This window comes from Janthinobacterium sp. BJB426 (genome assembly GCF_002735705.1).
Lineage (GTDB): Bacteria > Pseudomonadota > Gammaproteobacteria > Burkholderiales > Burkholderiaceae_D > Janthinobacterium.
In genome coordinates, this window is the sequence record NZ_PDZL01000001.1 from 199,830 (window position 1) to 225,517 (window position 25,688).

At 61.7% G+C, this 25,688-nt stretch carries 26 protein-coding genes; 17 read left to right on the forward strand and 9 right to left on the reverse strand.

Annotation, left to right across the window (positions count from 1 at the left end):
- Positions 1–14: 14 nt before the first annotated feature.
- From CSQ93_RS00870 to CSQ93_RS00880, 3 genes are all read right to left on the reverse strand, one after another.
- The gene (locus tag CSQ93_RS00870) at positions 15–785 is read right to left on the reverse strand and encodes a DeoR/GlpR family DNA-binding transcription regulator (RefSeq protein WP_099376334.1); all 771 of its coding nucleotides are present in this window, start codon (positions 783–785) and stop codon (positions 15–17) included.
- A 90-nt stretch (positions 786–875) separates the two neighbouring features.
- Entirely contained in the window at positions 876–1,148 is a 273-nt protein-coding gene (locus tag CSQ93_RS00875) for a YkgJ family cysteine cluster protein (RefSeq protein ID WP_099376335.1), read from the reverse strand.
- Between the two features lie 70 nt (positions 1,149–1,218).
- Positions 1,219–2,088: a head GIN domain-containing protein gene (locus tag CSQ93_RS00880; RefSeq protein WP_099376336.1), complete on the reverse strand. Its 870-nt coding sequence runs from the start codon at positions 2,086–2,088 to the stop codon at positions 1,219–1,221.
- 369 nt (positions 2,089–2,457) lie between these two features.
- Here CSQ93_RS00880 and CSQ93_RS00885 point away from each other — a divergent pair, with 369 nt between their 5' ends.
- From CSQ93_RS00885 to CSQ93_RS00900, 4 genes are all read left to right on the forward strand, one after another.
- Positions 2,458–3,108 (forward strand): TetR/AcrR family transcriptional regulator, encoded by a 651-nt coding sequence (locus tag CSQ93_RS00885; protein ID WP_034788763.1) that lies wholly within the window; start codon positions 2,458–2,460, stop codon positions 3,106–3,108.
- Between the two features lie 168 nt (positions 3,109–3,276).
- Positions 3,277–3,927: a protein-L-isoaspartate O-methyltransferase family protein gene (locus CSQ93_RS00890; protein WP_034788761.1), complete on the forward strand. Its 651-nt coding sequence runs from the start codon at positions 3,277–3,279 to the stop codon at positions 3,925–3,927.
- 13 nt (positions 3,928–3,940) lie between these two features.
- Positions 3,941–4,264, forward strand: coding sequence for a rhodanese-like domain-containing protein (locus CSQ93_RS00895; protein ID WP_034745954.1), 324 nt, complete (start codon positions 3,941–3,943; stop codon positions 4,262–4,264).
- A gap of 141 nt (positions 4,265–4,405) precedes the next feature.
- Positions 4,406–5,746: a TolC family outer membrane protein gene (locus CSQ93_RS00900; RefSeq protein ID WP_099376337.1), complete on the forward strand. Its 1,341-nt coding sequence runs from the start codon at positions 4,406–4,408 to the stop codon at positions 5,744–5,746.
- A 69-nt stretch (positions 5,747–5,815) separates the two neighbouring features.
- Here the strand turns inward: CSQ93_RS00900 and CSQ93_RS00905 are convergent, their stop codons facing one another.
- Complete coding sequence (locus CSQ93_RS00905) at positions 5,816–6,283, reverse strand: DMT family transporter (RefSeq protein ID WP_099376338.1); 468 nt, start codon at positions 6,281–6,283, stop codon at positions 5,816–5,818.
- A gap of 92 nt (positions 6,284–6,375) precedes the next feature.
- On the opposite strand from CSQ93_RS00905, the gene CSQ93_RS00910 reads away from it, so the two are divergent.
- The gene (locus CSQ93_RS00910) at positions 6,376–7,281 is read left to right on the forward strand and encodes a LysR substrate-binding domain-containing protein (RefSeq protein ID WP_099376669.1); all 906 of its coding nucleotides are present in this window, start codon (positions 6,376–6,378) and stop codon (positions 7,279–7,281) included.
- A 4-nt stretch (positions 7,282–7,285) separates the two neighbouring features.
- Here CSQ93_RS00910 and gloA read toward each other — a convergent pair whose 3' ends face one another.
- The 3 genes from gloA to CSQ93_RS00925 all read right to left on the reverse strand — a co-directional run bounded on the left by gloA (position 7,286) and on the right by CSQ93_RS00925 (position 8,645).
- Positions 7,286–7,693 (reverse strand): lactoylglutathione lyase, encoded by a 408-nt coding sequence (gene gloA / locus CSQ93_RS00915; RefSeq protein ID WP_099376339.1) that lies wholly within the window; start codon positions 7,691–7,693, stop codon positions 7,286–7,288.
- 112 nt (positions 7,694–7,805) lie between these two features.
- Positions 7,806–8,228, reverse strand: coding sequence for an OsmC family protein (locus CSQ93_RS00920; RefSeq protein ID WP_099376340.1), 423 nt, complete (start codon positions 8,226–8,228; stop codon positions 7,806–7,808).
- Between the two features lie 150 nt (positions 8,229–8,378).
- Positions 8,379–8,645 (reverse strand): hypothetical protein, encoded by a 267-nt coding sequence (locus CSQ93_RS00925; protein ID WP_099376341.1) that lies wholly within the window; start codon positions 8,643–8,645, stop codon positions 8,379–8,381.
- A gap of 256 nt (positions 8,646–8,901) precedes the next feature.
- Between CSQ93_RS00925 and CSQ93_RS00930 the strand changes: the two genes are divergently transcribed.
- From CSQ93_RS00930 to can, 7 genes are all read left to right on the forward strand, one after another.
- Positions 8,902–9,858, forward strand: a complete 957-nt coding sequence (locus CSQ93_RS00930) for an NAD kinase (RefSeq protein ID WP_233515979.1) — start codon at positions 8,902–8,904, stop codon at positions 9,856–9,858.
- Positions 9,859–9,906: 48 nt separating this feature from the next.
- The gene (recN, locus tag CSQ93_RS00935; RefSeq protein ID WP_099376342.1) at positions 9,907–11,574 is read left to right on the forward strand and encodes a DNA repair protein RecN; all 1,668 of its coding nucleotides are present in this window, start codon (positions 9,907–9,909) and stop codon (positions 11,572–11,574) included.
- Between the two features lie 149 nt (positions 11,575–11,723).
- On the forward strand, positions 11,724–12,833 hold the full coding sequence (gene hemH, locus CSQ93_RS00940) for a ferrochelatase (protein ID WP_099376343.1): 1,110 nt from the start codon (positions 11,724–11,726) through the stop codon (positions 12,831–12,833).
- A 342-nt stretch (positions 12,834–13,175) separates the two neighbouring features.
- Entirely contained in the window at positions 13,176–13,712 is a 537-nt protein-coding gene (gene grpE, locus CSQ93_RS00945; RefSeq protein WP_034788734.1) for a nucleotide exchange factor GrpE, read from the forward strand.
- Positions 13,713–13,803: 91 nt separating this feature from the next.
- Entirely contained in the window at positions 13,804–15,747 is a 1,944-nt protein-coding gene (dnaK, locus tag CSQ93_RS00950) for a molecular chaperone DnaK (RefSeq protein WP_034745982.1), read from the forward strand.
- A 163-nt stretch (positions 15,748–15,910) separates the two neighbouring features.
- Positions 15,911–17,044 (forward strand): molecular chaperone DnaJ, encoded by a 1,134-nt coding sequence (gene dnaJ / locus CSQ93_RS00955; RefSeq protein WP_034745985.1) that lies wholly within the window; start codon positions 15,911–15,913, stop codon positions 17,042–17,044.
- Between the two features lie 136 nt (positions 17,045–17,180).
- Entirely contained in the window at positions 17,181–17,852 is a 672-nt protein-coding gene (gene can, locus CSQ93_RS00960; RefSeq protein ID WP_035822585.1) for a carbonate dehydratase, read from the forward strand.
- Positions 17,853–17,870: 18 nt separating this feature from the next.
- Here the strand turns inward: can and CSQ93_RS00965 are convergent, their stop codons facing one another.
- The gene (locus CSQ93_RS00965) at positions 17,871–18,356 is read right to left on the reverse strand and encodes a tetratricopeptide repeat protein (protein WP_099376344.1); all 486 of its coding nucleotides are present in this window, start codon (positions 18,354–18,356) and stop codon (positions 17,871–17,873) included.
- A gap of 211 nt (positions 18,357–18,567) precedes the next feature.
- Here CSQ93_RS00965 and CSQ93_RS00970 point away from each other — a divergent pair, with 211 nt between their 5' ends.
- From CSQ93_RS00970 to CSQ93_RS00985, 4 genes are read left to right on the forward strand one after another with little or no spacing between them, the layout of a single operon-like run.
- Positions 18,568–19,452, forward strand: a complete 885-nt coding sequence (locus CSQ93_RS00970) for a TauD/TfdA dioxygenase family protein (RefSeq protein ID WP_099376345.1) — start codon at positions 18,568–18,570, stop codon at positions 19,450–19,452.
- Positions 19,453–19,485: 33 nt separating this feature from the next.
- Complete coding sequence (locus tag CSQ93_RS00975) at positions 19,486–20,499, forward strand: ABC transporter substrate-binding protein (RefSeq protein ID WP_099376346.1); 1,014 nt, start codon at positions 19,486–19,488, stop codon at positions 20,497–20,499.
- A 1-nt stretch (position 20,500) separates the two neighbouring features.
- Positions 20,501–21,346 carry an ABC transporter ATP-binding protein gene (locus tag CSQ93_RS00980; protein ID WP_099376347.1) on the forward strand — a complete coding sequence of 282 codons (846 nt, stop codon included), beginning with the start codon at positions 20,501–20,503 and terminating at the stop codon, positions 21,344–21,346.
- Complete coding sequence (locus tag CSQ93_RS00985) at positions 21,343–22,215, forward strand: ABC transporter permease (RefSeq protein ID WP_099376348.1); 873 nt, start codon at positions 21,343–21,345, stop codon at positions 22,213–22,215. Before CSQ93_RS00980 ends, CSQ93_RS00985 begins: the two co-directional genes overlap by 4 nt.
- 12 nt (positions 22,216–22,227) lie before the next feature.
- Here the strand turns inward: CSQ93_RS00985 and CSQ93_RS00990 are convergent, their stop codons facing one another.
- A complete protein-coding gene (locus CSQ93_RS00990) occupies positions 22,228–23,121 on the reverse strand; it encodes an HTH-type transcriptional regulator ArgP (protein ID WP_199534205.1) in 894 nt (297 codons plus the stop codon).
- Between the two features lie 137 nt (positions 23,122–23,258).
- Between CSQ93_RS00990 and CSQ93_RS00995 the strand changes: the two genes are divergently transcribed.
- Positions 23,259–25,688: a penicillin-binding protein 1A gene (locus tag CSQ93_RS00995; protein WP_099376349.1), complete on the forward strand. Its 2,430-nt coding sequence runs from the start codon at positions 23,259–23,261 to the stop codon at positions 25,686–25,688.

Below are 25,688 nucleotides of genomic sequence, written 5' to 3' on the forward strand. Positions count from 1 at the left end.
CGGGGTGGATAAAATCAGGCGCGGGCGCGCAGCACTTGCACGCCCAGCCGTTCAAAGGCGGCGATGTGGACAGCGTCGGCATCGGCTTCCAGCACCAGGTGCTGCAGCAAGCCCGTGGCCAGCACGCCGAACGGTGCGGCCGTGCCCAGCTTGTCGCTGGTGACGGCCACTACCACCGCCTTGCTGGCGCCGGCAATGCTGCGCTTGAACTCGGCTTCATCGTAGTTGAACGCCGTCACGCCCGCGTCCGCATCGGCGCCGCAAGCGCCGAGGAAACACAGGTCGGGATGCATGCGCTCGACGGTGCGCAGCGCCTGCGGCCCCAGGCTGGCGCCGGCGCGGCGGTCGACCCGGCCGCCAGCCATGATCAGTTCGATTTCCGGACGTTCCATCATGGCCATGGCAATGGCCGGCGCATTGGTGATGACAGTGAGCGCCAACTCTGGCAAGGCGCTGGCGATGGCCAGGTTGGTCGAACCCGCATCGAGAAACAGCACCTGACCCGCGCGCACGAGGGACGCGGCCGCCTGCGCCAGGCGCGCCTTGCGTTCCGGCGCCTCCTGTTTGCGCTGGCTCAAGGTGCCGCCGTCCGGCGCCAGCGGCAGGGCACCGCCATACACGCGCTGGCACAGGCCGGCAGCCGCCATTTCGCGCAAATCGCGCCGTATCGTATCTTCGGAAACATCAAGCTGGCGTGCCAGGTCCAGCGCCAGCACGCGTCCATCGGCATGCAATTGTTGCTGGATCAGCGCGTGGCGTTGTTTGAGGAGCAGGGTGGCGGACATGGTGAGCTTATAAACGTGCAGGAATGTGCATAAATATACGCAAACGTGCAAATGCGGTCAACAGTTATCTGTCAGCCGTCATCGCGCCGTTCAGGGCGCCGTCAGCCGTTCCAGCTCGGCCAGCCAGTGCACCGCGTGTTCGCGGCTGTCGCCGCACATCTCTGCCGATGGCTGCAAGCCGCCGCAAAACGCGGGCCGTGCCGGCTGGCCAAAGATCTTGCAACGGTTGTCATCGGCCAGTTGCACGCAGCGCACGCCCGCCGGTTTTCCCTCCGGCATGCCGGGGATCGGGCTGGTGATGGACGGTGCGGTGCAGCAGGCGCCGCACGAGGGACGGCATGCCAGGGTGGCAGATGGTGACATGGGATTTCAGGCGAACGGGTGAGGAGCCGACAGTATAGCAAGCCGGCTCCCATGCGTCGCCAGGGCGCGTTTAGCGCACGATGCTGACGCGCTTGCCCGACAAAGTGCGGCGGGCCGGGTCGCCATGCACGGTGATGCGGCCGGAACCGCTGGCGCGGGCGTTGACTTCATTCTCGACGGTGACGTCGATGTCGCCGGAACCGTTGCTCGCCAGATAGGCAACATCGCTGCGCAGGGCCGCCAGGTTGACATCGCCCGAGCCATTCACGTTGGCGTCGAGGCGCTGCACGACGCCGTTGGCGCTGATGCTGCCCGAGCCGTTGACGGCCACGTTGATGCGCTCGCCGCGCACGCTGCCCAACTGGATGTTGCCTGAACCGTTCTGCACCGCGTCCGTGTTGCCGCTGGAGAGGGCCGCCGCATTGATGCTGCCCGAGCCATTGTTGGCCACGTCGAAGCGTCCCACCGTGCCTGACAGTTCGCTCTTCATCGATCCGCGCTGCTCCAGGCTGAAATCGTCGCCATTGAGGCCGCTGACCACCAGGCGGCCCGAGCCGGAGATATTGATTTTCTTCAATTGCGGCGTCGTATAGATGACGTGGATGCCATTGCTGCTGCGAATGTTCGTATCGCTCCAGAGGCGCAGGGTATTGCCGCTCACGTCGCTGTGGATCTGCGGCTGCAGATTGCTGTCCGCTTCGATCACCAGTGATGCCGTCGGGCCGACGCGCACGTCGATCTTGATGTCGATGCGCTTCATGTTGTCGATGTCGAGCGCGCTGATGTTGCTGACCTGGCGCACGTCGCGGCTCACTTGCCCGTTGCCCTGTATGGCATTGCCGCTTGAATCGGCATAGCGCACTTCGCCATCGTTGGGGTTGATGACGATGGCGCAACCGCCAAGAGCAACGGCACAGCACAGGGCCAGCAAGGTACGCATGGTGTTTCCTTTATGATTGTTTTAAGTAAGTACCAAGAATTTATGCGTACTTGCTTAGTTCAGGACAAGAAAAAAGCCGGCTGCCGCGCTGCGGCTGCCGTGCTGTCGATAGCAAGGTAGCAAATCCGACACGCTTGCTGAGTGGAAATGCGATGAACTGCGCAAAACGGGGCCTGAAACGCATTCTGGTTCACCCGGCGCCACAGGTCCGGTGCCAGAGGAGCTGTCGCCAGCGCCCGCACGGAGCGTACAATACCCCTGCTCGGCGTGCCGAGCGGTGCCCCGCGTCGCGCCAGTGGCCCGCGCTTGACCTTGACGGCAGACCGGTCTACCATTAATGACTCAAAAGTAAGTTACTTGGAAAGACACATGCAAGCCCCGATTGATACCAAGCCCCGCTGGGAGCGGCGCAAGGATGCCCGCCCGCAGGAATTGCTCGCCGCCGCCCTCGACCTGTTTGTCGAACGGGGCTTCGCATCGACGCGCCTGGAGGATGTGGCCAAGCGGGCCGGCGTGTCGAAAGGCACGCTGTACCTGTACTTTGAGAACAAGCAAGAGCTGTTCAAGGCCGTGGTGCGCGACAATATCGTGCAGTCGATCGGCGAGGCGGAAGACAGCATGGCCGCCTCGGACAGCAGCAGCGCCGAGTTGTTGCGCAAGGTGATGATGCAATGGTGGGAAGAGTTCGGCGCCACCAAGCTGGCCGGTTTGACCAAGCTGATGCTGGCCGAAGCGAACAATTTCCCGGAGCTGGCGCAGTTTTACAACGAAGAAGTCGTCACGCGCGGCAATGGGCTGATCGTCAGCCTGCTCGAGCGGGGCATGCAGCGCGGCGAATTCCGCCAGGTTGATCCCGTGCTGGTCAGCACCATTCTCAGCGCCCCCGTCACCATGCTGATGATGTGGACGCACTCCTTCCTGCCGTGCGAGGTCAAGAACATCGATCCGATCGCCTACATGGATGCCTTTATCGACATGAGTTTGCGCAGCCTGCAGGTGGAGGCGCCCGGGAAAAGTTGACATGCGGAGCTTGCCTCTACCGTTCAGTTGCCCCTTTCCAAGGTTCGCCCCCCCAAATCTGCAGATCGTCGCAAATTTCCTCCATTCCCCGCCTTTATGGTTAACATGTGCTTTCAGCCAGTTCAACGATAAAATGGCGGATTATTACTTCACTTACCGAGTCCAAAGATGAATATCGAACAAGCCCGCTTCAATATGATCGAACAGCAGATCCGTCCATGGGACGTACTGGATATCGACGTATTGGAGCTGTTGAACGTGGTCAAGCGTGAAGATTTCGTGCCGGCCGCCTATAAAAACCTGGCCTTCGTCGATACCGAAATTCCACTGGGCGGCGGCGAATGCATGTTGACGCCGAAGCTGGAAGCGCGCATTTTGCAAGACGTAGCCGTCAAAAAGCATGAAAATGTGCTGGAAATCGGCACCGGCAGCGGCTACATGGCCGCTTTGCTGGCGCACAAGGCACGTCATGTGACGAGCGTGGAAATCGTTCCCCAATTGAAAACCCTGGCCGAGCAGACCCTGGCCGCCAACGGCGTGACGAACGTCACCGTGGAACTGGGCGACGGCGCGCAAGGCTGGAGCAAGGGCGCACCGTACGACGTGATCGTCGTGTCCGGCGCCCTGGCCGTGTTGCCGGAAGCACTGTTGCAACAAGTGAAAGTCGGCGGCCGCATCCTGGCCATCATCGGCGAAGCGCCGATCATGTCGGCGCATTTGATCACGCGCAGCTCGGACAAGGCTTACGACACGCGCAAGCTGTTTGAAACCAATGTCACGCCGCTGCAAGCCGTGGCACCGTCGCATTTCCAGTTCTGAGGCGACCGATTCGATGGAGCATTTGAGTGCACCGCAGCTGGCCGCCTGGCTGGCTGACCCTTCCCGCCCGCGTCCGCTGTTGCTGGATGTGCGGGAACAGTGGGAGTTCGACCTGTGCCACCTCGACGGGGCCACCCTGATGCAGATGAATTCGATTCCTGCGCGCATCGATGACCTCGATGAAGACGCCGAGATCGTTTGCATTTGCCATCACGGCATGCGCAGCATGCAAGTGGCGGCCTTCCTGGAGCGCAATGGTTTTGGCAAGATCAGTAATTTGACGGGCGGCGTGCATGCCTGGGCGCTGCAAGTCGACAGCGCAATGCCTAAATACTAAGTTATTTTGCAGTAGATGCACCCAGGCATGTTTTCCTGCATGCCTGCGGAGGCCTGTACCCCGCTCACCCGGCGGGCGCAGGGCAAGCGGTAGCAGATTTTTGATTCCATCAACTTTTGACGACTCCAACGGAGAAATGCAATGCGGAAACCCCTTATCGCCGTGCTGATGACCAGCGCCTTTGTCTCGATGACATACTCGCTGCAAGCGCAGGCGGCCGATCTCATCCAGGTGTACCAGCAGGCGCTGGCCAATGACGCGCAGTATGCCAGCGCGCGTGCGGCCCTGTCGGCCGGGATGGAGCGGGTTCCGCAGGGGCTGGCCGGCTTGCTGCCGCAAGTTGCCGCGTCGGGAACGAACACGCGCGGCAATACCGAGCAGATCGTCCAGAACAATGGCGGCAACAAGATCACCTCGCCGTCCGTGAACATGCGTACGAATAGCTACAACCTGACCCTGACGCAGCCGCTGTTCCGCTGGGACCGTTGGGAAACCTATCAGCAAAGCAAGCTGGCGCAAGCGATTGCGGAAGCGCAATTTGCACAAGTCCAGCAAGATCTGATCACCCGCGTGGCGCAGGCGTATTTCGACGTGCTGAGCGCGCAGGACAACCTGGGCGCCACGCAGGCGCAAAAGGTCGCCACGACGGAGCAGCTGGCATCGGCCAAGCGCAACTTCGAAGTCGGCACGCAAACGATTACCGACACGCACGAAGCGCAGGCGGCCTACGATCTGGTGGTGGCGCAGGAATTTGCCGCCATCAATGACCTGGCCAACAAGCGCAGCGCCTTGCAAACCATCATCGGCGAAGCGCCGACCACCCTGGCGCCGATGCGCGCGGGCGTCGTCATCAGCGCGCCGGAACCGGCCGCCGTCGAGCCGTGGGTGTCATCCGCCGAAGAGCAGAATTACAGCGTCGTCACGGCCCAGTTCAATGTGGAATCGGCCAAGCGCGACATCGGCCGCAACCGCGCCGGCCACTACCCGACCCTGGACCTGATCGCCAACACGGGCCATACCTATTCCTCGGGTGGCGGCAACGGCAACGGCAATAACAACAATGCCATCGGCGTGCAGTGGAGCATCCCGATCTTCAGCGGCTTTGCCGTCACCAGCAAGGTGCGCGAATCGATCGCGCTGGAAAACAAGGCCCGCAATGACCTGGAAACGGCACGCCGCACGGCCTCGCAAGGCGCGCGCCAGGCTTTCCTCGGCGTCAACAGCGGGCTGGCGCAAGTCAAGGCGCTGGAAGCGGCGGAAGTGTCGAGCAAGTCGGCACTGGAGTCGAACCAGCTCGGCTATCAAGTGGGCGTACGTATCAATATCGACGTGTTGAATGCGCAGAAACAATTGTTCTCGACGCAAAAAGACCTGTCGAAAGCCCGCTACGACACCATCATGAACGGCTTGCGCCTGAAGGCGGCCGCTGGCACCCTGAAGGAAACGGATTTGATGCCTGTCAACGCCTTGCTCGACAAGTAAGCGCGGTCTTGCCCTGAATGAAAACCAGCCCCGGCAACGGCGCTGGTTTTTTTTCGTCTTGACGTGTTTTCACACGGTGCGTGTATTGGCCAATTGCGTCAGAATCACGCCCGCCACCACCAGTCCCGCACCGGCCCAATGCAGCGGAGAAATATGTTTGACGGCAAAGCCCAGCAAGCCGTAGCGGTCGATGGCCAGCGCGGCCAGCATTTGCCCGCCGATGACGGCCGCCATGAAGGGGCCGGAACCCATGCGCGGCGCCAGCATCAGCGCGGCCGTAATGTAAAACACGCCGGCCGCGCCACCCAGCCAGGACCAGCCCGGTCCCCGCATGGCGAGACCGACATCGGGCGCCGGTACCCGCCAGACCAGCATCACCAGTGAGGCGAGCACGGCGCTGACGGCCAGCGAGGCGAGCGTGGCCCACAGCGGGTGGCCCAGATTGCGGCCCAGCGCGGCATTCGCGCCCGCCTGGAAGGGGACGACGGCGCCGGCCAGCATGGCCAGCGGGGCAAATACGGTGATCCATCCATGCATGTGTGACTCCATCACTTTGAGTTGATGGAATCATCGTATTATGCTGTCATGATTAAATCCAATTCGTAGTTTGTCATCCAACTATGCACCAAATGAATAATCTGCGCGCTGTTGATTTGAACTTGCTGGTGATCCTGGAAGCGCTGCTCAGCGAGCGCCATTTGTCGCGCGCGGCGGAGCGCTTGCATATGAGCCAGCCTGCCGTCAGCCATGCGCTGGCCCGCTTGCGCCATCTGCTCGACGATCCGTTGCTGCTGCGCGGCAAGGGCGGTTTCCAGCCGACGGCGCGCGCCCTGGAGCTGGCACGGCCGCTGGCCGAAGCGCTGCAAAGCGTGCGTTCCGTGCTGGGCGGCGCCGTCTTCGAGGCGGCCACGGCGCAGCGCGTGTTTCGCCTGGCCATGTCGGATTACGGCGCGGCGCTGATCTTGCCCCGTTTGTTGCGCCGCTTGCGCGTGGAAGCGCCCGGCATCGACCTGGCCATCAGCTATGCCAGCCGCCCGGCCGTGATCGCTGGCGTGCAGGATGGCGAGATCGACCTGGCGCTGGGCGTGTTCCCGCAATTGCCCGAGCAGTTACATAGGGAAACCTTATTCGAGGAAACGTTCGTGTGTGCGCTCGACCCGGCCAGCCTGGCGTACGGTGAAACGTTGAGCCTGGAAACCTATCTGGCGCGCCCGCATGTGCTGGTGGCGTCCAGCGAGGGCGGCATGGCGGCCGAAGTCGATGCGGCCCTGGCCCAGCTGGGCCAGGCGCGCCGCATCGCCGTGCGTGTGCCGTACTGGACGGTGGCACCGGATGTCGTGAGGGGGACGGGCTTGATCCTGACGGTGGCGCGGCGCGCCTTGCAGGGCAGTGCCGCGCAGGGGCTGGCGCAGTACGCTGCGCCGTTTGCCATCGCGCCGTTTGCGTTTGAAGCGATACGGCATCGCCGCACGGACGGCGATGCGGGGATTGCCTGGCTGCGCGCGGCCATTGCACAGGCCGCCGAACCAGGCTGAGGTATTACAGGCCGCCGCCCTGGCCGTCGAACTTGCGCTCGATCAATTCGATCTTGTAGCCGTCGGGATCGGTGATGAAGGCGATGACCGTGTTGCCGCCTTTCACGGGACCCGGTTCGCGCGTGACGTTGCCGCCATTCGCGCGCGCCGCGTCGCATGCGGCGACGATGTCGTCGGCCGAAATGGCGATGTGGCCATACGCCGTGCCCAGCTCGTAGCTGGTGGCGCCATAGTTATACGTCAGTTCCAGTTCCGCGTGGTCGGGATTCGAGCCATAGCCGACGAAGGCCAGGGTGTACTGGTATTCCGGATTGTCGCTGGTGCGCAGCAGCGTCATGCCCAGGACCTTGGTGTAAAAATCGATGGAGCGCTGCAGGTCGCCGACCCGTAACATGGTGTGCAAAATACGCATCGTAAATCCTTGATGATGATAGGGGAATGGCAGGATTTTATGCGTTTTACGGCTTTCTTGCCGAGACCGCCCCTGCCGCCCGCTGCAACAGGGGCGGCGGACGGTGACATGATTACTCCAGATGGGCATCCAGAGTGATTTCCGTGGCCAGCAATTTGGACACGGGGCAACCGAGCTTGGCGCGCAGGGCCGCGTCCTGGAAGGCTTCTTCCGTGGCGCCGGGAATGGTGGCCACGAGGGTCAGGTGCACGGCCGTGATGGCATAGCTGCCATCGATTTTCTCCAGGCTGACGTCGGCCGTGGTTTTCAGGGCCGTGGCGCGCAGGCCGACCTCGCCCAGTTGGCCGGACAGGGCCATGGTGAAGCAGGCCGCATGGGCCGCGCCGATCAGTTCTTCCGGATTGCTGCCGGGACCGTCCTCGAAACGCGTGTTGAAACCATAGGCTACATTGTCGAGCGCGCCGCTTTGGGTGGAAATAAACCCTTTGCCATCTTTAAGGCCGCCACTCCAGACGGCTGATCCTGTTTTTTTCATGATGTACTCCTTGCGTGGTTCGAGCGTCCATCATGCGCGTGCCACCCTTGCCCTTCCGTTCGTTGTGTCACACAGGGGGCGCATGCGTGGTGCAGGGCTTGGCTGCGCCCGGCGCGTCGCCGGCAAAGTCGCGGTGCCTGACAGTTCGATTCAGCGCGCCTTCTTTGGTTCCAGCTGCGCGTCAGGGCGCGCCTGTTGCGGCGCGGCCGGCTTGACCTTTTCCACGCCGGGCTGGGCGCGGCGGTCCGTGTCGACCAGGCCCTGTTCCAGGTCGCTGGCCGCCTGTTGCATGATCTTGCGCGGGCGCACGTTTTGCGCGTCGGGCGATTCGTCGCGCTCGTGCGGCAGGCGGTCGACGCCGTCATTTTTGACTTTTTCCTCGGTATTGATCTTGCGCTCGCTATGCGGGGTAACCATATGGCCTCCTGACAGTAAAGTGAAACCAGTGTCCCGCCGCGGCAGGCCGCCTGCAAGCGGATTTGTCCAGGCAGGGAGCGCTGGCGCACGCATGGACGATTCTTTTTCTGCGCTACACTGCGTGCAACACCAAGAACGCCCCTTGCGGGCACACGGCAGCCGCACTATACTGTGCATATATACAGTGTCATGCGAAGCCGGCGTGCGATGCGACAGCCTGGGGCGGTTTGCCACCGAATTCACTATCGAGACTCTTATGCCCGTCGATACACCTGCCGAACAGCGCGCCGAACAGCCAGCCCCGGGCGAGCGCTTCAACCTGGGCGCCAAGACCATCGCCCTGGTCGTGCGCCAGAATACGGATGGCATTGCCGAGCCCGTCAAAAGCATCGTCGATTTCCTGCAAGTGCTGGGCCACACGGTGGTCTTCGAGGCCGAGACGGCCGCGCATCTGAACCTGGCGTTTCCCGGCGTGCGCGCCATGTCGCCGGCCGAGATCGGCGGCGCCGCCGATTGCGCCATCGTCATGGGCGGCGACGGTACCATGCTGGGCATTGCGCGCCAGCTGGCGCCATTCGACGTACCCTTGATCGGTATCAATCAAGGGCGATTAGGTTTCATGACCGATATCCCGCTCGAGCGCATGCTGCCCGTGCTGGCGCAAATTCTCGGCGGCCGCTTCAAGGCCGAGCGCCGCACCTTGCTCGAAGGCAGCGTGCTGCGTGACGGTGTATCGATTCATGTCGGCATGGCCGTCAACGATGTCGTCGTTTCGCGCGGCGGCGGCGCCGGCATGGCTGAATTGCGCGTCGAGGTCGATGGCCACTTCATGTACAACCAGCGTTCCGATGGCTTGATCATTTCCACGCCGACGGGCTCGACCGCGTATTCGCTGTCGGCCGGCGGCCCCTTGCTGCATCCGACCCTGGGCGGCATCGTGCTCGTGCCGATCGCCCCGCACGCGCTGTCGAACCGCCCCATCGTCTTGCCCGACTCGAGCCAGATCGTCGTGGAAATCGTGCGCGGGCGCGATATCAGCGTCAATTTCGACATGCAGACCTTTGCCAGCCTGGTGCAGCAAGACCGCATCCTCATCCGCCGTTCGCCACATACGATTACCTTCCTGCATCCGGAAGGGTGGAGTTACTACAACACCCTGCGTGAAAAATTGCACTGGAATGAGTACCCGTCGGGCGAGGGCAAGCTCAGCTAACATTTTTTTCCACGCTAACCCGCGGTGCGCCGCCCAACCACAGAAGCCATGCTCCATACACTGTCCATTCGCGATTTTGTCATTGTCGATACCATTGAACTGGAATTTTCCGCCGGCTTCAGCGTGCTGACGGGCGAGACGGGCGCCGGCAAGTCCATCCTCATCGATGCGCTGACCCTGGCGCTGGGCGGGCGCGGCGACGCCAGCGTGGTGCGCGAAGGCGCGGCCAAGGCCGATATCACGGCCGATTTTTCCGTCAGCGAAGTGGCGCAAGCCTGGCTGGTGGCCAATGAATTCGCCAACGACGATGGCGGCGCCCTGCTGCGCCGCGTGATCGACAATGCGGGCCGCTCGAAAGCGTACATCAACGGCATCCCCGCCACGGCCGCGCAGCTGCGCGAACTGGGCGACATGCTGGTCGATATCCACGGCCAGCATGCACACCAGTCCTTGCTGAAAAGCGAGGCGCAGCGCGCCTTGCTCGACGGCCAGGCGACGGCGCGCGAAGCGGGCGCGGAACAGGATGCGCGGCAAGTGGCGGCCCTGCACAAGCGCTGGCGCGCCCTCGTGCGCCAGAGAGAAGAATTCGAAACCAACGCCGCCAACGTGCTGTACGAGCGCGAACGCCTGGAATGGCAAGTGGGCGAACTGGAAAAACTGGCCGCCAAACCCGGTGAATGGACGGACATCACGAACGAGCACAGCCGCCTGTCGCACGCGGCCAGCCTGCTGGAAGGGGCACAGGAAGCCCTGTCCCTCATTTCCGAATCAGAAGACCACCCGATCGTCTCGCAACTGTCTGCCCTGAACCAGAAGCTGGGCAAGCTGGTTTCCGTCGATGCGGAATTGCAGCCCATCGTCGACTTGATCGAATCGTCGCGCATTCAATTGCAGGAATCCGTGTACGCGCTGAACAATTATCTGGACCGGGTGGAACTTGATCCGGAGCGCCTGCACCAACTCGACGCGCGCATGGAAGCCATGCACAGCACGGCCCGCAAATTCCGCGTCACGCCCGAAGAATTGCCGGAGGAACACGCGAAGCTGTCGGAAAAGCTGCAGCACCTGGCGGACGCTTCCGACATCGAAGGCTTGCTGCGCCAGGAAGCGAAGATCGAGGCGGAATACCGCGCCGTGGCCGAGCGGTTATCAGACACGCGCCGTGCCTCCGCCCTGGAGCTGGGGCAAGCCGTCACGCGCGCCATGCAGGAGCTGAGCATGACGGGAGGCAGTTTTGAAATCGCCCTGCACCCGTGTGAGCCGGCCGCCCACGGCCTGGAACAAGTGGAATTCCTCGTCGCCGGTCACGCGGGCACGGCGCCCCGCTCCCTGGCCAAGGTGGCGTCCGGCGGCGAACTGGCGCGCATCGCGCTGGCCATTTCCGTCATCACCTCGCATGCCACCACCACGCCGACCCTGATCTTCGACGAGGTCGACAGCGGCATCGGCGGCGCCGTCGCGGAAGTGGTGGGGCGCTTGCTGAAACGCCTGGGGCAGGGACGGCAAGTGCTGTGCGTGACCCATTTGCCGCAAGTGGCCAGCCAGGCGAATCAACATTTCCAGGTGGCAAAAAGCACCCTGGACAATGGCAAGACGGCCTCGCGCATCGACATGCTCGATGCCAAGGCCAGGGTGGAAGAAGTGGCGCGCATGCTGGGCGGCCTGGAAATCACGGCCACCACGCGCAAGCATGCGCGTGAACTGCTGGCAATTTAAACGCAGGCTTAAATCCGGGGTCAGACCCCGGATGCGTTAGCGCTGAGCTTGACGTTAGCGGCATTGAGGGTCTGACCCCAGCACTTCGCTGTTAACTCAATGCAACTATAATAACTGGCTAATCCATCCAACGCCTTCGAAGAGCCTTCATGTCATTTCAAACAGAACCTCCGTACACGCATGGCAGTATCGACCGCAGCGCCGTGGTGCTGGTTAACCTGGGCACGCCCGATGCGCCGACGTCGTCGGCCGTGCGGCGCTATCTGAAGCAATTTTTGTCGGATCCGCGCGTGGTGGAGATTCCCCGCATCGTCTGGTGGTTCATCTTGAACCTGATCATTTTGCCCTTCCGTTCCGGCCAGTCGGCCAAGAAATACGCGTCGATCTGGACACGCGAAGGCTCGCCCTTGAAAGTGCACACGCAAAAGCAGGCCAAGTTGCTGGCCGGCGCGCTGGCCGAGCGGGGCCACGACGGCGTGACCGTGGCCATGGCCATGCGCTACGGTTCGCCTTCCTTGCCCGACGTGCTGGCCAAGCTGAAAAGCGAAGGCTGCGAGCGCATCGCCATCCTGCCTGCCTATCCGCAATACTCGGGCACGACGACGGGTTCCATCTACGATGCCGTGTTTGCCCATTACGCCACCGTGCGCAATGTGCCGGAATTGCGTTTCATTAAGCAATATCACGAGCACGACACGTATATCGACGCCTTGCGCGACTCCGTGCTGAACCATTGGGAAGCGCATGGCCGTCCCGAAAAACTGGTGATGAGCTTTCATGGCGTCCCCAAGCGTACCTTGCTGCTCGGCGACCCCTATCATTGCCAATGCCTGAAAACGGCGCGCCTGCTGGCGGAAAGGTTGAAATTAACTAAAGAGCAATACGTGGTGACCTTCCAGTCGCGCTTTGGCAAGGCCGAATGGCTGCAGCCGTACACGGCGCCCACTCTGGTGGCGCTGGCGCAACAGGGCGTCAAGCGCGTCGACCTGCTGTGTCCTGGCTTTACCAGCGATTGCCTGGAAACGCTGGAGGAGATCGCCATGGAAGCCAAGCATGATTTCGAGACGGCCGGCGGCCAGCAGTTTCACTACATCGCTTGTCTTAACGAAACGCCAGCCTGGATCGCGGGCCTGGCAGAAATTGCGGAGCAGCACATGATTGGCTGGCCGACGATGAAGACGGCGGCGCAGCGTGAGGCGGACAAGAAGGCGGGCGAACAGGCGCGCACGGCGGCCCTGGCCCTGGGCGCGCCGCATTAAAGATAATGATTTTTGACAATTAAAAGCCGCGCTTGCGCGGCTTTGTCACGTCTGGCGCGGTCAAGGAGTTTTCCAAATAGCAACACCGCCAGTGGCGATGGCCGTGGCGGGGCTGGTAGAATGCCCGCTTTGTCGTGGGAAGCCAGGAAATCAAGGGATGTGCGCACGGATCGCTGGTCAAAATGGATAGCGTTTTGTAATACGCTGTAACATGGACCGATGTAATTCTGGTTTTGCCATGCATACCCCTTGAAACAATAGGATATAGCCCCATCTGCCCGTTAGTGTTGTAAAGATAGTTAGACTAACTCATTTAAGTCATTGATTGTAGGAGCTTTTCAGATGCAAGATCAGGAAAACCAAGCTGTACCTAATCCGCAAGCGGACGCCGCGGCGACTGCCCCATCTACTCCCGCAGAGCCTACTTTGGAAGAGCAGCTGGCGAGTACCGAAGCGCGTCTTGCAGAGATGCACGATGCCTTCATGCGCGCCAAGGCTGATGGCGAAAATATCCGCCGCCGCGCGCAGGAAGATGTTGCTAAAGCGCACAAATTCGCAGTGGAAAGCTTTGCCGAAGCCATGGTGCCGGTGAAAGACAGCCTGGAAACGGCGCTGACGGTGGAAGCACCGACCATCGAATCGCTGAAAGAAGGCGTCGAGATGACCTTGAAGCAACTGAACGCCGCGTTCGAGCGCAACCGCCTGGTGGAAGTGCTGCCAGTGCAGGGTGAAAAGCTCGATCCGATGAAACACCAGGCCGTTGCCGTGGTGCCAGCGGAGCAGGAAGCCAATACCATCGTGTCAGTCCTGCAAAAGGGCTATATGATTGCGGACCGCCTGCTGCGCCCAGCCATTGTAACGACCGCGCAAGCAAAATAATCAGAGTGCGGCATCAAGCAAGCCTTGAAACCATGCCGCTTTGCCACATATAAGAACCATCTGAAATCTAGCAAATAAAAGGAAATAAATCATGGGTAGAATTATCGGTATCGATCTGGGAACCACGAATTCCTGCGTTTCCATCATGGAAAACGGTCAACCAAAGGTAATCGAAAACGCTGAAGGCGCACGCACGACGCCGTCGATTATTGCTTATCAAGAAGATGGCGAAATTCTCGTCGGCGCGCCAGCGAAACGCCAGGCCGTGACCAATCCGAAAAACACGCTGTACGCAGTCAAGCGTCTGATCGGTCGCAAGTTCGACGAAAAAGAAGTCCAAAAAGACATCGCACTGATGCCGTACCAGATCATGAAAGCCGACAACGGCGATGCATGGATCGGCGTACGCGACAAAAAACTGGCGCCGCCGCAAATCTCGGCTGAAGTCCTGCGCAAGATGAAGAAAACGGCAGAAGACTACCTCGGTGAAGAAGTCACCGAAGCCGTCATCACCGTGCCTGCGTACTTCAACGACTCGCAGCGTCAAGCTACCAAGGATGCCGGCCGTATCGCTGGCCTGGACGTCAAGCGCATCATCAACGAGCCAACCGCGGCAGCGCTGGCGTTCGGTCTGGACAAGACCGAAAAAGGCGACCGTAAAATCGCCGTGTATGACTTGGGTGGCGGTACGTTCGACGTGTCGATCATCGAAATCGCGGATGTTGATGGCGAGAAACAATTTGAAGTGCTGTCGACCAATGGCGACACCTTCCTGGGCGGCGAAGACTTCGACCAGCGCGTCATCGATTACATCATCGACGAGTTCAAGAAGATCAACGGCATCGACCTGAAAAAAGATCCGATCGCCCTGCAGCGCATCAAGGCTTCGGCCGAGCGCGCGAAGATCGAATTGTCGTCGTCGCAACAAACCGAGATCAACGAGCCGTACATCGCCATGGCGAATGGCGCACCGGTCCACTTGAACCTGAAGATGACCCGCGCCAAGCTGGAATCCCTGGTGGAAGAGCTGATCACGGCCACGATGGAACCATGCCGCATCGCTATCAAAGATGCTGGCGTGAAAGTGTCGGACATCGATGACATCATCCTGGTCGGCGGCATGACGCGTATGCCGAAGGTGCAGGAAAAAGTGAAGGAATTCTTCGGCAAGGATCCACGCAAGGACGTGAACCCGGACGAAGCCGTCGCCGTGGGCGCAGCGATTCAAGGTTCGGTCCTGTCGGGCGAACGCAAGGACTTGCTGTTGCTGGACGTCACTCCTCTGTCCCTGGGTATCGAAACCCTGGGCGGCGTGATGACCAAGATGATCCACAAAAACACGACGATTCCGACCAAGTTCAGCCAGGTCTTCTCGACGGCCGACGACAACCAGCCTGCGGTGACCATCAAGGTCTTCCAGGGTGAGCGTGAAATCGCCGCCGGCAACAAGGGTCTGGGCGAATTCAATCTGGAAGGCATCCCGCCAGCATCGCGCGGTACGCCACAGATCGAAGTGACCTTCGACATCGACGCCAACGGCATCTTGCATGTCGGCGCGAAAGACAAGGCCACCGGCAAGGAAAACAAGATCACGATCAAGGCCAATTCCGGCTTGACCGAGGCTGAAATCCAGAAGATGGTGAAAGACGCCGAGTTGAACGCGGAAGAAGACAAGAAGGTCAAAGAATTGGCCGAGTCGCGCAACCAGGCCGATGCTCTGGTACACTCGACCCGGAAATCCTTGACCGAATACGGCGACAAGCTGGATGCGGGCGAGAAAGAGAAGATCGAAGCGGCGATTACCGACCTGGAAGCAAGCATCAAGGCGGGCGACAAGGCTGAGATCGACGCCAAGGTGGAAGCACTGTCGAGCGCATCGCAGAAATTGGGCGAAAAAATGTATGCCGACATGCAAGCGCAGCAAGCTGCCGGCGGCGCGGAAGGTGCACAGCAAGCTGCTGGCGCATCGGACGCAGGCGCCAAGCAAGACGACGTTGTTGACGCTGACTTCAAAGAAGTCAAAGACAGCAAGTAATTGTCTTGCGCTCCCATGAACTGGGGGTAGCCGGGCTGAACGCTACATCGCGGGATTAGCCGCGAAGACCGGCCGAGCCGAGTCGCTGCGCCTAGCGCAGCACTCGACTCGGCTTTTTCGTGTAATTTTTACATCAGTAGATAGACTGCAAGGTGCCGACAACATGGCAAAGCGTGATTTTTACGAGACACTCGGTGTCGCAAAAAATGCTTCGGAAGAAGAGATCAAAAAGTCTTACCGTAAACTGGCGATGAAATACCATCCGGACCGTAATCCGGATAGCAAGGAATCGGAAGAAAAGTTTAAGGAAGTCAAAGAAGCCTACGAGATGCTGACCAATCCGGAAAAGCGCGATGCGTATGACCGTTATGGTCACGCTGGCGTGGACCCGAACATGGGCGGCGGTGGCGGCTTCGGCGGCGGTGCTGGCGGCTTTGCCGACAGCTTCGGCGATATCTTCGGCGACATCTTTGGCGGTGGCGGTGGACGCAGCCGCAATGCGGGGCCACAGGTGTACCGTGGCGCCGACTTGCGCTACAACCTGGAAATTACACTGGAGCAAGCTGCTCACGGCTTCGACACGACCATCCGCGTGCCGAGCTGGGACAAGTGCGACACTTGCCACGGCAGCGGCGCCAAGCCAGGCACCTCGCCAACCACCTGCGGTACCTGCGGTGGTCACGGTCAGGTGCGCATGCAGCAAGGTTTCTTCAGCATCCAGCAAACCTGCCCGAAATGCCATGGCAGCGGCAAGGTCATCACCGACCCGTGCACGCCGTGCGGCGGCGCCGGTCGCATCAAGCGCAACAAGACCCTGGAAGTAAAAATTCCAGTCGGTATCGACAACGGCATGCGTATCCGTTCGTCCGGCAACGGCGAACCGGGCACGAATGGCGGTCCGTCGGGCGACCTGTATGTGGAAATCCACATCAAGCCGCACGCCGTGTTCCAGCGCGAAGGCGACGACCTGCATTGCGAAATGCCGATCTCGTTCACCAAGGCGGCCCTGGGCGGCGAAATCGAAGTACCTACCCTGAACGGCAAAGTGTCGTTCACGATCCCGGAAGGCACCCAGTCGGGTAAAACCTTCCGCCTGAAAGGCAAGGGCATCAAGGGCGTGCGCTCCGGTTACGCGGGCGACCTGTTCTGCCACGTGGCCATCGAAACGCCCGTGAAACTGACGGAAAAACAGAAAGACCTGCTGCGCGACTTTGAAAAGTCGACGACCGAGGGCGGTGCCAAGCACAGTCCGCAAAGCAAGACCTGGAAAGACAAGGTCAAGGATTTTTTTGAGTAAGCACACGTAATACCATGCGCCGGGATGCTTCAACATCCCGGCGTTTTTTTCATCACGACTGAACAATGTGCGCGCATCGCCGGCCTATGGGCGCGATCTGCCGCCAATTCAGTCGTACGTACACAATGGGAGCGATATGACCGAACAGAAAAATGGCCCGGCCCTGGCGGAACTGCTGCAGCGTAACCGTCGCTGGGCCGACTCGATGGTGGCGAAAGACCCGAACTTCTTCAAGAACCTGGAAGCGCAAACGTCGCCCGAATACCTGTGGATCGGCTGCTCCGACAGCCGCGTGCCCGCCAACGAACTGCTGGGCATGGCGCCTGGCGACGTGTTTGTGCACCGTAACATCGCCAATGTGGTCGTGCATTCCGACCTCAATTGCCTGTCCGTCCTGCAATTTGCCGTGGACGTGCTGAAAGTCAAACATGTCATCATCGTCGGCCATTACGGCTGCAAGGGCGTGCATGCGGCCATGACGGGCACACGCATCGGCCTGGTCGACAACTGGCTGCGCCACGTGCAGGACGTGGGCCAGAAGCACGAACGCTACCTGGGCGACGTGCTGACCAGCCGCCAGCGCGGCGACCGCCTGTGCGAACTGAACGTCGTCGAACAAGTTTTGAACGTGTGCCAGACCACCGTCGTGCAAGATGCGTGGGAACGGGGCCAGGAACTCAGCGTCCATGGCTGGGTCTATGGCTTGAAAGATGGCTTGCTGAACGACCTGGAAGTGACCGTCACGGCCGGCCACGAGCTGGCGCCGCGCATGGCGACCCGCCTGGCCCGCTACGAAGCAATAGCGTAAACGATGCTGGCGCCGTGCTTACGGCGCCGCATTGTCCAGGCGGCCCAGGTAATCGGCCGCCTCCCGCACGCCCTCCTGCGCCGCCTGGCGCAGCCAGGTTCTGGCCTGGGGAATGTCCTGCGGCGTGCCCCGGCCTTCGGCCAGCGCCACGCCATAGTGGTAGCGCGCCAGCCGCGCATAGGCCGCGTCGTCATTCGTATGCGCACCGCGCCGCATCAGCGCCGTCGCCTGCTCCAGGTCTTTAGGCACGCCGATGCCCGTTTCATACAGCTGGGCCAACCAAATCATCGAATACACATCGTTCCAGCGCCGGATGCAATCTTCAAAGATGGCGACGGCGGCCGCATGGTCGCCCGTCTTGTCGGCCGCGTAGCCGTACAAACACTTGATGCGCTTGTCGCTGTGCACATAGGCTTTGTAGCTGAGATCACTTTCACCTTCGCTATTTTGCGCGTGGACGACAGCAGGGAACAGCAAGGCGAGCAGCAGGGCATAGGTGGGCATGGCTTTCCTGGACGATGGTTGAAAATTGGTAGATAAGCAAGTTTCGTGCTAGCTCCGTTCCCCGGCAAAGCCGGCGCAGTTGCGCCATTGCGTGGCAGCCTGTGTGGCAACCTGGCGCAACGCGCCGCGCATATCCATATAGTAAATGCTTCGTTTGCAAGCAAGGCTGGCCGACATACAGTGGACTTCCCCTGACTCTAGTCGAATTCCCATGTCGGCCGTCCTGAAACCCGTGCAGTCCACCAGCCATTTTCGTATCGAGACATTCGATGCGCCCTTGGGCGCGCAAGTGCTGGGGCTGGACCTGGCGCAGCCGCTCTCACTGGGCGACTTCCAGCGCCTGCACCATGCCCACCTCGACCATCACGTGCTGGTGTTCCGCGACCAGCGCATCACGCCGCGGCAGCAAGTTGATTTCAGCCGCCGCTTCGGCCCGCTGCAAATCCACGTGCTGCGCCAGTTTCAGCTGCCTACGCAGCCGGAAGTGCTGATCATCTCGAACATCGTCGAGGATGGCCAGCCCATCGGCCTGGGCGACGCCGGCCATTTCTGGCATTCTGACCTGTCGTACAAGGAAGTGCCCAGCCTCGGTTCCATGCTGCATGCGCAAGAGTTGCCGCAGGACGGTGGCGATACCGTGTTTGCGAATATGCACCTGGCGTGGGAAAGCTTGCCGGCCGCGCTGCGCCATGCCGTACGCGGCGCCCGTGCCGAGCACAGCTATCTGAGCCAGTATGAGGAATTGCGCCGCCGCAACCCATGGCGTCCTGCCCTGACGCAGGCGCAGATCGATGAAGTCACACCCGTCAGCCATCCGGTGGTGCGCGTGCACCCGGAAACGGGACGCCGCGCCCTGTTTGTCAGCGAACATTTCACCACGCGTATCGTCGGCTTGCCCGACGACGAAAGCCGCGCCCTGCTCGACGAACTGTTTGCCCACAGCGTGCGCCCGGAGCACCTGTATGTGCACCGCTGGCAGCCATACGACCTGGTGTTCTGGGACAACCGTTCCCTGATGCATCTGGCGACGGGGTGCCCGCCCGAGCAGCGCCGCAAACTCTACCGCACTACCATCGAAGGCGATGCGCCCTACTGATTTTTTCCTGTAAGCCTGACCCAAGGAGTGTCCATGTTGCCGATCGTTAGTTTTTCCCGCCGCCTGCTTGCCGCCATCGCCGTGCTGTGTATGGCCATGCCCATGGCCCGGGCAGAAGGTCAGATCCGCATCGCGGGCCAGCATGGCATCACCTTCTTGCTGCTCAATATTGCGCAGGAACAAAAGCTGATTGAAAAGCATGGCAAGCAGCAGGGCGTCGATGTCAAAGTCAAGTGGATCACCCTGTCCGGCGGGCCGGCCATCAATGACGCTTTGTTATCGGGCAATATCGATATCGCGGGGGCTGGGCTGGGGCCGTTGCTGACCATCTGGGATCGCACCAAAGGCCGGCAGAACGTGCGCGGCGTGGCCTCGCTGGGCAACTTCCCCTACTATTTGGTCAGCAATAATCCCAAGGTGAAAACCCTGGCGGACCTGACGGACAAGGATCGCATCGCCTTGCCTGCCGTTTCCGTTTCCGTGCAGGCGCGCATCCTGCAAATGGCCGTGGCGAAACAGTGGGGCGACAAGGAATTCGCCCGCCTCGATAAAATCACGCAAACCTTGCCGCACCCGGACGCGGCGGCCGCCATCATCGCCGGCGGCACGGAGTTGACAGGCCACTTCGGCAATTCGCCGTTCCAGGAACAGGAACTGGCGCAAAACCCGAACGCCCACATCATCCTGAACTCGTACGACGTGCAGGGCGGACCCAGCTCGTCGACTCTGCTGTATGCGACGGAAAAGTATCGCAAGGACAATCCGAAAACCTACCGTGCCTTCATCGCCGCCCTGGCGGAAGCGGCGCAGTATGCGAGCAGCAATCCGCAAGGCGCGGCCGACATCTACATCAAGGTGAATAAAAGCAAGGTGGACCGCAATCTGCTGTTGAAAATCTTTGCCAACCCGCAAGTGCAATTCAAGATCGCACCGCAAAACACCTATGGCCTGGCGCAATTCCTGCACCGCGTGAGCGCCATCCGTAACTTGCCAGACAGCTGGCGCGACTACTTCTTTGACGATCCTGCCATCACGCAAGGAGGCTGACATGAACGCACCCGCTTTTCACCTGGTACGTCCTCCGGTTGCCTTGCAGCCCTTGCTCAGCGTCAAACATGTCAGCCTGGAATACCGCACCGAGCAGCGTACCGTGCGCGCCACGCACGACGTCAGTTTCGACGTGTTCCGGGGCGATCGTTTCGTGCTGCTGGGGCCATCCGGCTGCGGCAAGTCGTCCTTGCTGAAGGCCGTGGCCGGTTTCATCGCGCCGCGCGCGGGCAGCATCGCCATGCAGGGCCAGCCCATCCATAAACCGGGGCCGGACCGTGTCGTCGTGTTCCAGGAATTCGATCAGTTGCCGCCATGGAAGACTGTTCTGGAAAACGTCATGTTCCCCTTGCTGGCCAGCAAGCGGCTGGACAAGCAGGCGGCTCGCGAGCGCGCCCATCACTGGATCGCCAAGGTGGGCCTGGCCGGCTTTGAAGATGCCCATCCGCATACCTTGTCGGGCGGCATGAAGCAGCGGGTAGCCATCGCCCGTGCCTTGGCCATGCAGCCGGAAGTGCTGCTGATGGACGAGCCGTTTGCCGCCCTCGATGCACTGACGCGGCGCAAGATGCAGGAAGAGCTGAGCCGTCTGTGGGAAGAGCTGCGCTTTACCCTTGTGTTCGTTACGCATTCGATCGAGGAAGCTTTGGTCGTGGGCAACCGCATCCTGCTGCTGTCGCCCCATCCGGGCCGGGTACGGGCCGAACTCAACAGTCATCAATTCGGCTTGCACAGCGCGGGCAGCGCGGAATTCCAGGCCGCCAGCAGCCGCATCCATGGTTTGCTGTTCGATGAGGAAGTCGCTCCCGTCGCGCAAGCAGAGCCTGTCCACCGGGAGGCCGTATGAGCGCGCTGCTGGAGCCGTCTATCCGCCAGGAATTCGTCTACGCGGCGCCGCCGCCGGCCGGCGTCACCGTCGAGCAGCCGCTGTCGCGTTGGCAGCGTCTGAGTCAGCACGCGCTGTGGCGCAAGGCTTTCATTTTGCTCAGCCTGGCCTTGCTGTGGGAAGGGGCGGCGCGCTGGACGCAGAACGATTTATTGTTGCCCAGTTTTCTGCAGACGGCGCAGGCATTTATCGGCGGCATCGCCAGCGGGGAATTGCTCACGCGCACGGCTGCGTCCCTGGTGGTGTTGCTGCAAGGCTATGCGGTGGGCGTGCTGGCCGCCTTCGTGCTGACCCTGCTGGCCGTGTCCAGCCGCATCGGGCGCGACCTGCTGGAAACCCTGACGGCCATGTTGAATCCCTTGCCGGCCATCGCCTTGCTCCCGCTGGCCCTGCTGTGGTTCGGCCTGGGACGCGCCAGCCTGATCTTTGTCATCGTCCATTCCGTGATGTGGCCGCTGGCCTTGAATACGTATGCGGGCTTCCAGGGCGTGCCCGAGACCCTGCGCATGGCGGGCCGCAATTACGGCTTGAACGGCTTGCGCCTGGTGCTGCACATTCTCGTGCCGGGCGCCTTGCCCTCCATCGTCTCGGGCTTGAAGATAGGCTGGGCATTCGCCTGGCGCACCCTGATCGCGGCCGAGCTGGTGTTCGGCACGACGTCGGGGCAGGGCGGCCTGGGCTGGTACATCTTCCAGAACCGCAACGAGCTGTACACGGACAAGGTGTTCGCCGGCCTGGCGGCCGTCATCGTCATCGGTTTAATCGTGGAAAACCTTGGCTTTCGCAGCCTGGAGCGTGTCACGCTGAAACGCTGGGGCATGCAGCGCTAGTTCTCACGACAACTATTTCAGCATGCTGCGCGCCGCCGCGATGATTTGCCGCGACAGCTGCTCCATGCGCGGCGATTGCACCTTCCACGTGTGCCAGTACAGGGCCACGTCGGCCGGGGTCTTGGGCGTGAGCATTTCCACCAGTTCACCATCCGTGTTCGCCTTCAATAACAGTTCGGGCACCATGCCGTAGCCGAGGCCATAGCGGATGGCATTGAAGTGCGAGGTGGCGCCCGGCACGTAATGGCAGGGGTAAGCCCCTTCGGGCAGCCCCAGTGCTTCCTGCAGGAACGACGATTGCAAGGTGTCCTTGCGCGTGTAGGCGACGACGGGCGCCGTGCGCGCCGCCTTGCGCGTCAGGCCGTGCGCAAACCACTGCTGGCGGAACGCGGGCGTGGCCACCAGCCAGTAGCGCATCACGCCCAGCGGTTCGGCCGTGCAGCCGCGCATGGGCTTGGCTTCCGTGCTGATGCAGCCGATGGCCATGCCCGTCTCCAGCAAGGTATACGTGTGGTCCTGGTCTTCCACGGTCAGGTCCAGCAGCACGCGCTCGCGTATCAGCACTTCCGACAGGGCCGGGAAGAACCAGGTGCCCATCGAGTCCGCATTCAGCGCGAGCACCAGGGTCAGCGGGGCATCCTGCTGCACCGCCAGTTCCGCCTGCAAGTCCGCTTCCAGCAGCTTGGCCCGCTTCAGATACTGCATCAGCCGCTGGCCCATGCGCGTGGCGCGCGCGGGACGGCTGCGCACGATCAGCGCATTGCCCAACTGGCTTTCCAGCGCCCGCACCCGCTGTGAAATGGCGGGCGACGTCAGGTGCAGCCGCAGCGCCGCCTGCTCGAAGCTGCCCGTTTCGACGACGGCGCGAAACGCTTCCGTATGCTTGGGATTGAGATCCATGGCCACTGCCTAACATAAGAAAAATTTATCAATACTAAATAATACTTACTTTTCATAAGGATGGGTGTGTTGCAGTGCACAATGCCTCTTTGATGGAGTGCCGCGCGCCAGCGCGCGGCCCCCTGGCAGCAAGGAATACCACCATGGAAGCACAAGCGAACGACAGCACCACCCGCAAGCCCCAGTCCAAGCTGGCGCGCAATCTGAAATTCGGCCTGGGATTGACTCTGGGCCTGGGCGTGGCCGCCGCCCTGGCGGGCGGCTGGTGGCTGCGCCAGGCGTGGCAGGATTTGCCCGCCGTCGAGCACCTGGCCCAGTACAAGCCCGCGCTGCCGTTGCGCATTTTCTCCAGCGAAGGCGAGCTGCTGGCCGAATACGGCGAAGAGCGCCGCGAATTCCTGCCTTTGAAAGACATCCCGCTGCGCATGCGCCAGGCCTTGCTGGCCATCGAGGATGCGCGTTTCTACGAACACGGCGCCGTCGATTTCTATGGTCTGACGCGCGCCACGCTTGCCAACGTCGTCACGGGCCACCATGCGCAGGGCGCCAGCACCATCACCATGCAGGTGGCGCGCGACTTCTTCCTGTCGCGCGAAAAAACCGTGCAGCGCAAGCTGACGGAGATGCTGCTCGCCTACAAGCTGGAACAGCACTACGGCAAGGACAAGCTGCTGGAACTGTACATGAACCAGATTTACCTGGGCGAGCGCTCCTACGGTTTTTCCGCCGCCTCGAACATTTATTTCGACAAGCCGCTGGCGGACGTCAGCATCGCCGAAGCGGCCATGCTGGCCGGCTTGCCGAAGGCGCCGTCGGCCTACAACCCGGTCGCCAATCCGCAGCGCGCCACCGTGCGCCAGCATTACATCCTGCAGCGCATGCGCGAACTCGGCTACATCACGCCGGCCGAATACACGGCCGCCGTGGCGGAAAAACTGGCGCTGAACAAGGACCGCAACAGCTCCGTGCACGCGGCCGCGTATGCGGTCGAGGAAGCGCGTCAACTGATCCTGCAAAGCTATCCCGAAGGCGCTTACAGCATGGGCCTGGACGTGACGACCACCATCCGCATGGCGCCGCAAATCGCGGCCGACAAGTCGCTGCGCGATGGGCTCTTGAATGCGCAGGCACGGCGTGGCTACCGTGGCCCGGAAGCGCGCCTGGCCGCCTCCGAAGACAGCGTGGCGCGCCAGCTGGCCCCCTATCCGGATAGCGGAGAATTGCGCGCCGCGCTGGTGCGCAAGGTCGATACCGCCGGCAAGCGCCAGCTGACGGCGCAGCTGCGCAATGGCGACGAGATCGTGCTGACGGCCTCGGATGCGCGCCTGGGCGGCAAGCTGCAGTGGGATGGCAAGCGCGCCATCGTCGCGGGCAGCGTGATCCGCGTGGTGCGCGACGCGGCGAAAAAGGGCTGGCTGGTGAGCCAGCTGCCCGAGATGGAAGGCGCGCTCATTTCCGTCGAGGCGCACAGCGGCGAAATCGTCGCCATGGCGGGCGGCTTCGATTTTTACCGCAACCACTACAACCATGCCATGCAGGCCTACCGCCAGCCCGGTTCCAGCTTCAAGCCTTTCGTGTATTCGGCAGCACTGGAAAAGGGATATTTTCCCGGCACGGCCGTGGACGACACGCAGCGCTTGCTGCTGCCGCAGGAAACGGGTGCGCAGCCGTGGCGTCCGCGCAATTACGGCAACAATTATGAAGGCTTCATCAGCGTGCGGCGGGGCCTCGTGCGCTCGAAAAACCTCGTGGCCGTCAGCCTGATGCAGGCGGCCGGTCCCGGCTACGTGCAGCACTACGCCACGCGCTTCGGTTTTGAGGGCGCGCGCAATCCTGTCTCCCTGCCGCTGGCGCTGGGCGCGGGCGCCGTCACGCCGCTGCAACTGGCGCAATCGTATGCCGTGTTTGCCAATGGCGGCATGCAGATGCCGCCAAAACTGATCAAGGAAGTGCGCAGCCGCAGCGGAGAAGTGCTGTTCAGCGATGCGGCGCCACACGCCAAGGGCGAGCCGGCACGGGGCACGCAAGTTATCTCCACGCGCAACGCCTATGTCATGGACAGCATGCTGCGCGACGTCGTCAAGAGTGGCACGGGCCGCGGCGCGCTGGCGCTGGGACGCGGCGACGCGGCCGGCAAGACGGGCACGTCGAACAACGCGTATGACGCCTGGTTCGCCGGCTATTCCTCGGGCCTCGTCTCCGTCGTGTGGCTCGGCTACGACCAGCCGAAAAGCCTGGGTAACGCCACCGGGGGGACGTTGGCGCTGCCCGTCTGGCGCGACTACATGCAGGTGGCCGTGCAGGGCCGCCGCGAACAGGTGCTGGCGGAACCGCCTGGCCTGGCCCTGCTCGATGGCGACTACGTGTATGCCGAATACCTGGCCGGCGACTGCCTGCAGGATAACTTTGCCTTTATCCACAGCAGCGTCAGTTGCGGCAGCGGCGGTGCGGACACGCGCATGGCGCACGGTGACGCTGGCGATGGCGGCTCCAGCACGGGCACGAACGAAGCGCGCACCTTGAACGAAGCGCGCGAACGCGAACAAATTCTCAAATCATTTTCGGAAGAGTAA

Excerpts from the sequence above, each read along its gene's own strand:
- CSQ93_RS00975 (WP_099376346.1), top strand. The coding sequence starts at position 19,486 with ATGTTGCCGATCGTTAGTTTTTCCCGCCGCCTGCTTGCCGCCATCGCC.
- CSQ93_RS00980 (WP_099376347.1), top strand. The coding sequence starts at position 20,501 with ATGAACGCACCCGCTTTTCACCTGGTACGTCCTCCGGTTGCCTTGCAG.
- CSQ93_RS00875 (WP_099376335.1), bottom strand. The coding sequence starts at position 1,148 with ATGTCACCATCTGCCACCCTGGCATGCCGTCCCTCGTGCGGCGCCTGC.
- CSQ93_RS00910 (WP_099376669.1), top strand. The coding sequence starts at position 6,376 with ATGAATAATCTGCGCGCTGTTGATTTGAACTTGCTGGTGATCCTGGAA.
- CSQ93_RS00885 (WP_034788763.1), top strand. The coding sequence starts at position 2,458 with ATGCAAGCCCCGATTGATACCAAGCCCCGCTGGGAGCGGCGCAAGGAT.
- grpE (WP_034788734.1), top strand. The coding sequence starts at position 13,176 with ATGCAAGATCAGGAAAACCAAGCTGTACCTAATCCGCAAGCGGACGCC.
- CSQ93_RS00890 (WP_034788761.1), top strand. The coding sequence starts at position 3,277 with ATGAATATCGAACAAGCCCGCTTCAATATGATCGAACAGCAGATCCGT.
- CSQ93_RS00970 (WP_099376345.1), top strand. The coding sequence starts at position 18,568 with ATGTCGGCCGTCCTGAAACCCGTGCAGTCCACCAGCCATTTTCGTATC.
- CSQ93_RS00905 (WP_099376338.1), bottom strand. The coding sequence starts at position 6,283 with ATGCATGGATGGATCACCGTATTTGCCCCGCTGGCCATGCTGGCCGGC.
- CSQ93_RS00985 (WP_099376348.1), top strand. The coding sequence starts at position 21,343 with ATGAGCGCGCTGCTGGAGCCGTCTATCCGCCAGGAATTCGTCTACGCG.
- gloA (WP_099376339.1), bottom strand. The coding sequence starts at position 7,693 with ATGCGTATTTTGCACACCATGTTACGGGTCGGCGACCTGCAGCGCTCC.
- CSQ93_RS00965 (WP_099376344.1), bottom strand. The coding sequence starts at position 18,356 with ATGCCCACCTATGCCCTGCTGCTCGCCTTGCTGTTCCCTGCTGTCGTC.
- can (WP_035822585.1), top strand. The coding sequence starts at position 17,181 with ATGACCGAACAGAAAAATGGCCCGGCCCTGGCGGAACTGCTGCAGCGT.
- CSQ93_RS00995 (WP_099376349.1), top strand. The coding sequence starts at position 23,259 with ATGGAAGCACAAGCGAACGACAGCACCACCCGCAAGCCCCAGTCCAAG.
- recN (WP_099376342.1), top strand. The coding sequence starts at position 9,907 with ATGCTCCATACACTGTCCATTCGCGATTTTGTCATTGTCGATACCATT.
- CSQ93_RS00880 (WP_099376336.1), bottom strand. The coding sequence starts at position 2,088 with ATGCGTACCTTGCTGGCCCTGTGCTGTGCCGTTGCTCTTGGCGGTTGC.
- dnaK (WP_034745982.1), top strand. The coding sequence starts at position 13,804 with ATGGGTAGAATTATCGGTATCGATCTGGGAACCACGAATTCCTGCGTT.
- CSQ93_RS00930 (WP_233515979.1), top strand. The coding sequence starts at position 8,902 with ATGCCCGTCGATACACCTGCCGAACAGCGCGCCGAACAGCCAGCCCCG.
- hemH (WP_099376343.1), top strand. The coding sequence starts at position 11,724 with ATGTCATTTCAAACAGAACCTCCGTACACGCATGGCAGTATCGACCGC.
- CSQ93_RS00900 (WP_099376337.1), top strand. The coding sequence starts at position 4,406 with ATGCGGAAACCCCTTATCGCCGTGCTGATGACCAGCGCCTTTGTCTCG.
- CSQ93_RS00870 (WP_099376334.1), bottom strand. The coding sequence starts at position 785 with ATGTCCGCCACCCTGCTCCTCAAACAACGCCACGCGCTGATCCAGCAA.
- CSQ93_RS00895 (WP_034745954.1), top strand. The coding sequence starts at position 3,941 with ATGGAGCATTTGAGTGCACCGCAGCTGGCCGCCTGGCTGGCTGACCCT.
- dnaJ (WP_034745985.1), top strand. The coding sequence starts at position 15,911 with ATGGCAAAGCGTGATTTTTACGAGACACTCGGTGTCGCAAAAAATGCT.
- CSQ93_RS00925 (WP_099376341.1), bottom strand. The coding sequence starts at position 8,645 with ATGGTTACCCCGCATAGCGAGCGCAAGATCAATACCGAGGAAAAAGTC.
- CSQ93_RS00920 (WP_099376340.1), bottom strand. The coding sequence starts at position 8,228 with ATGAAAAAAACAGGATCAGCCGTCTGGAGTGGCGGCCTTAAAGATGGC.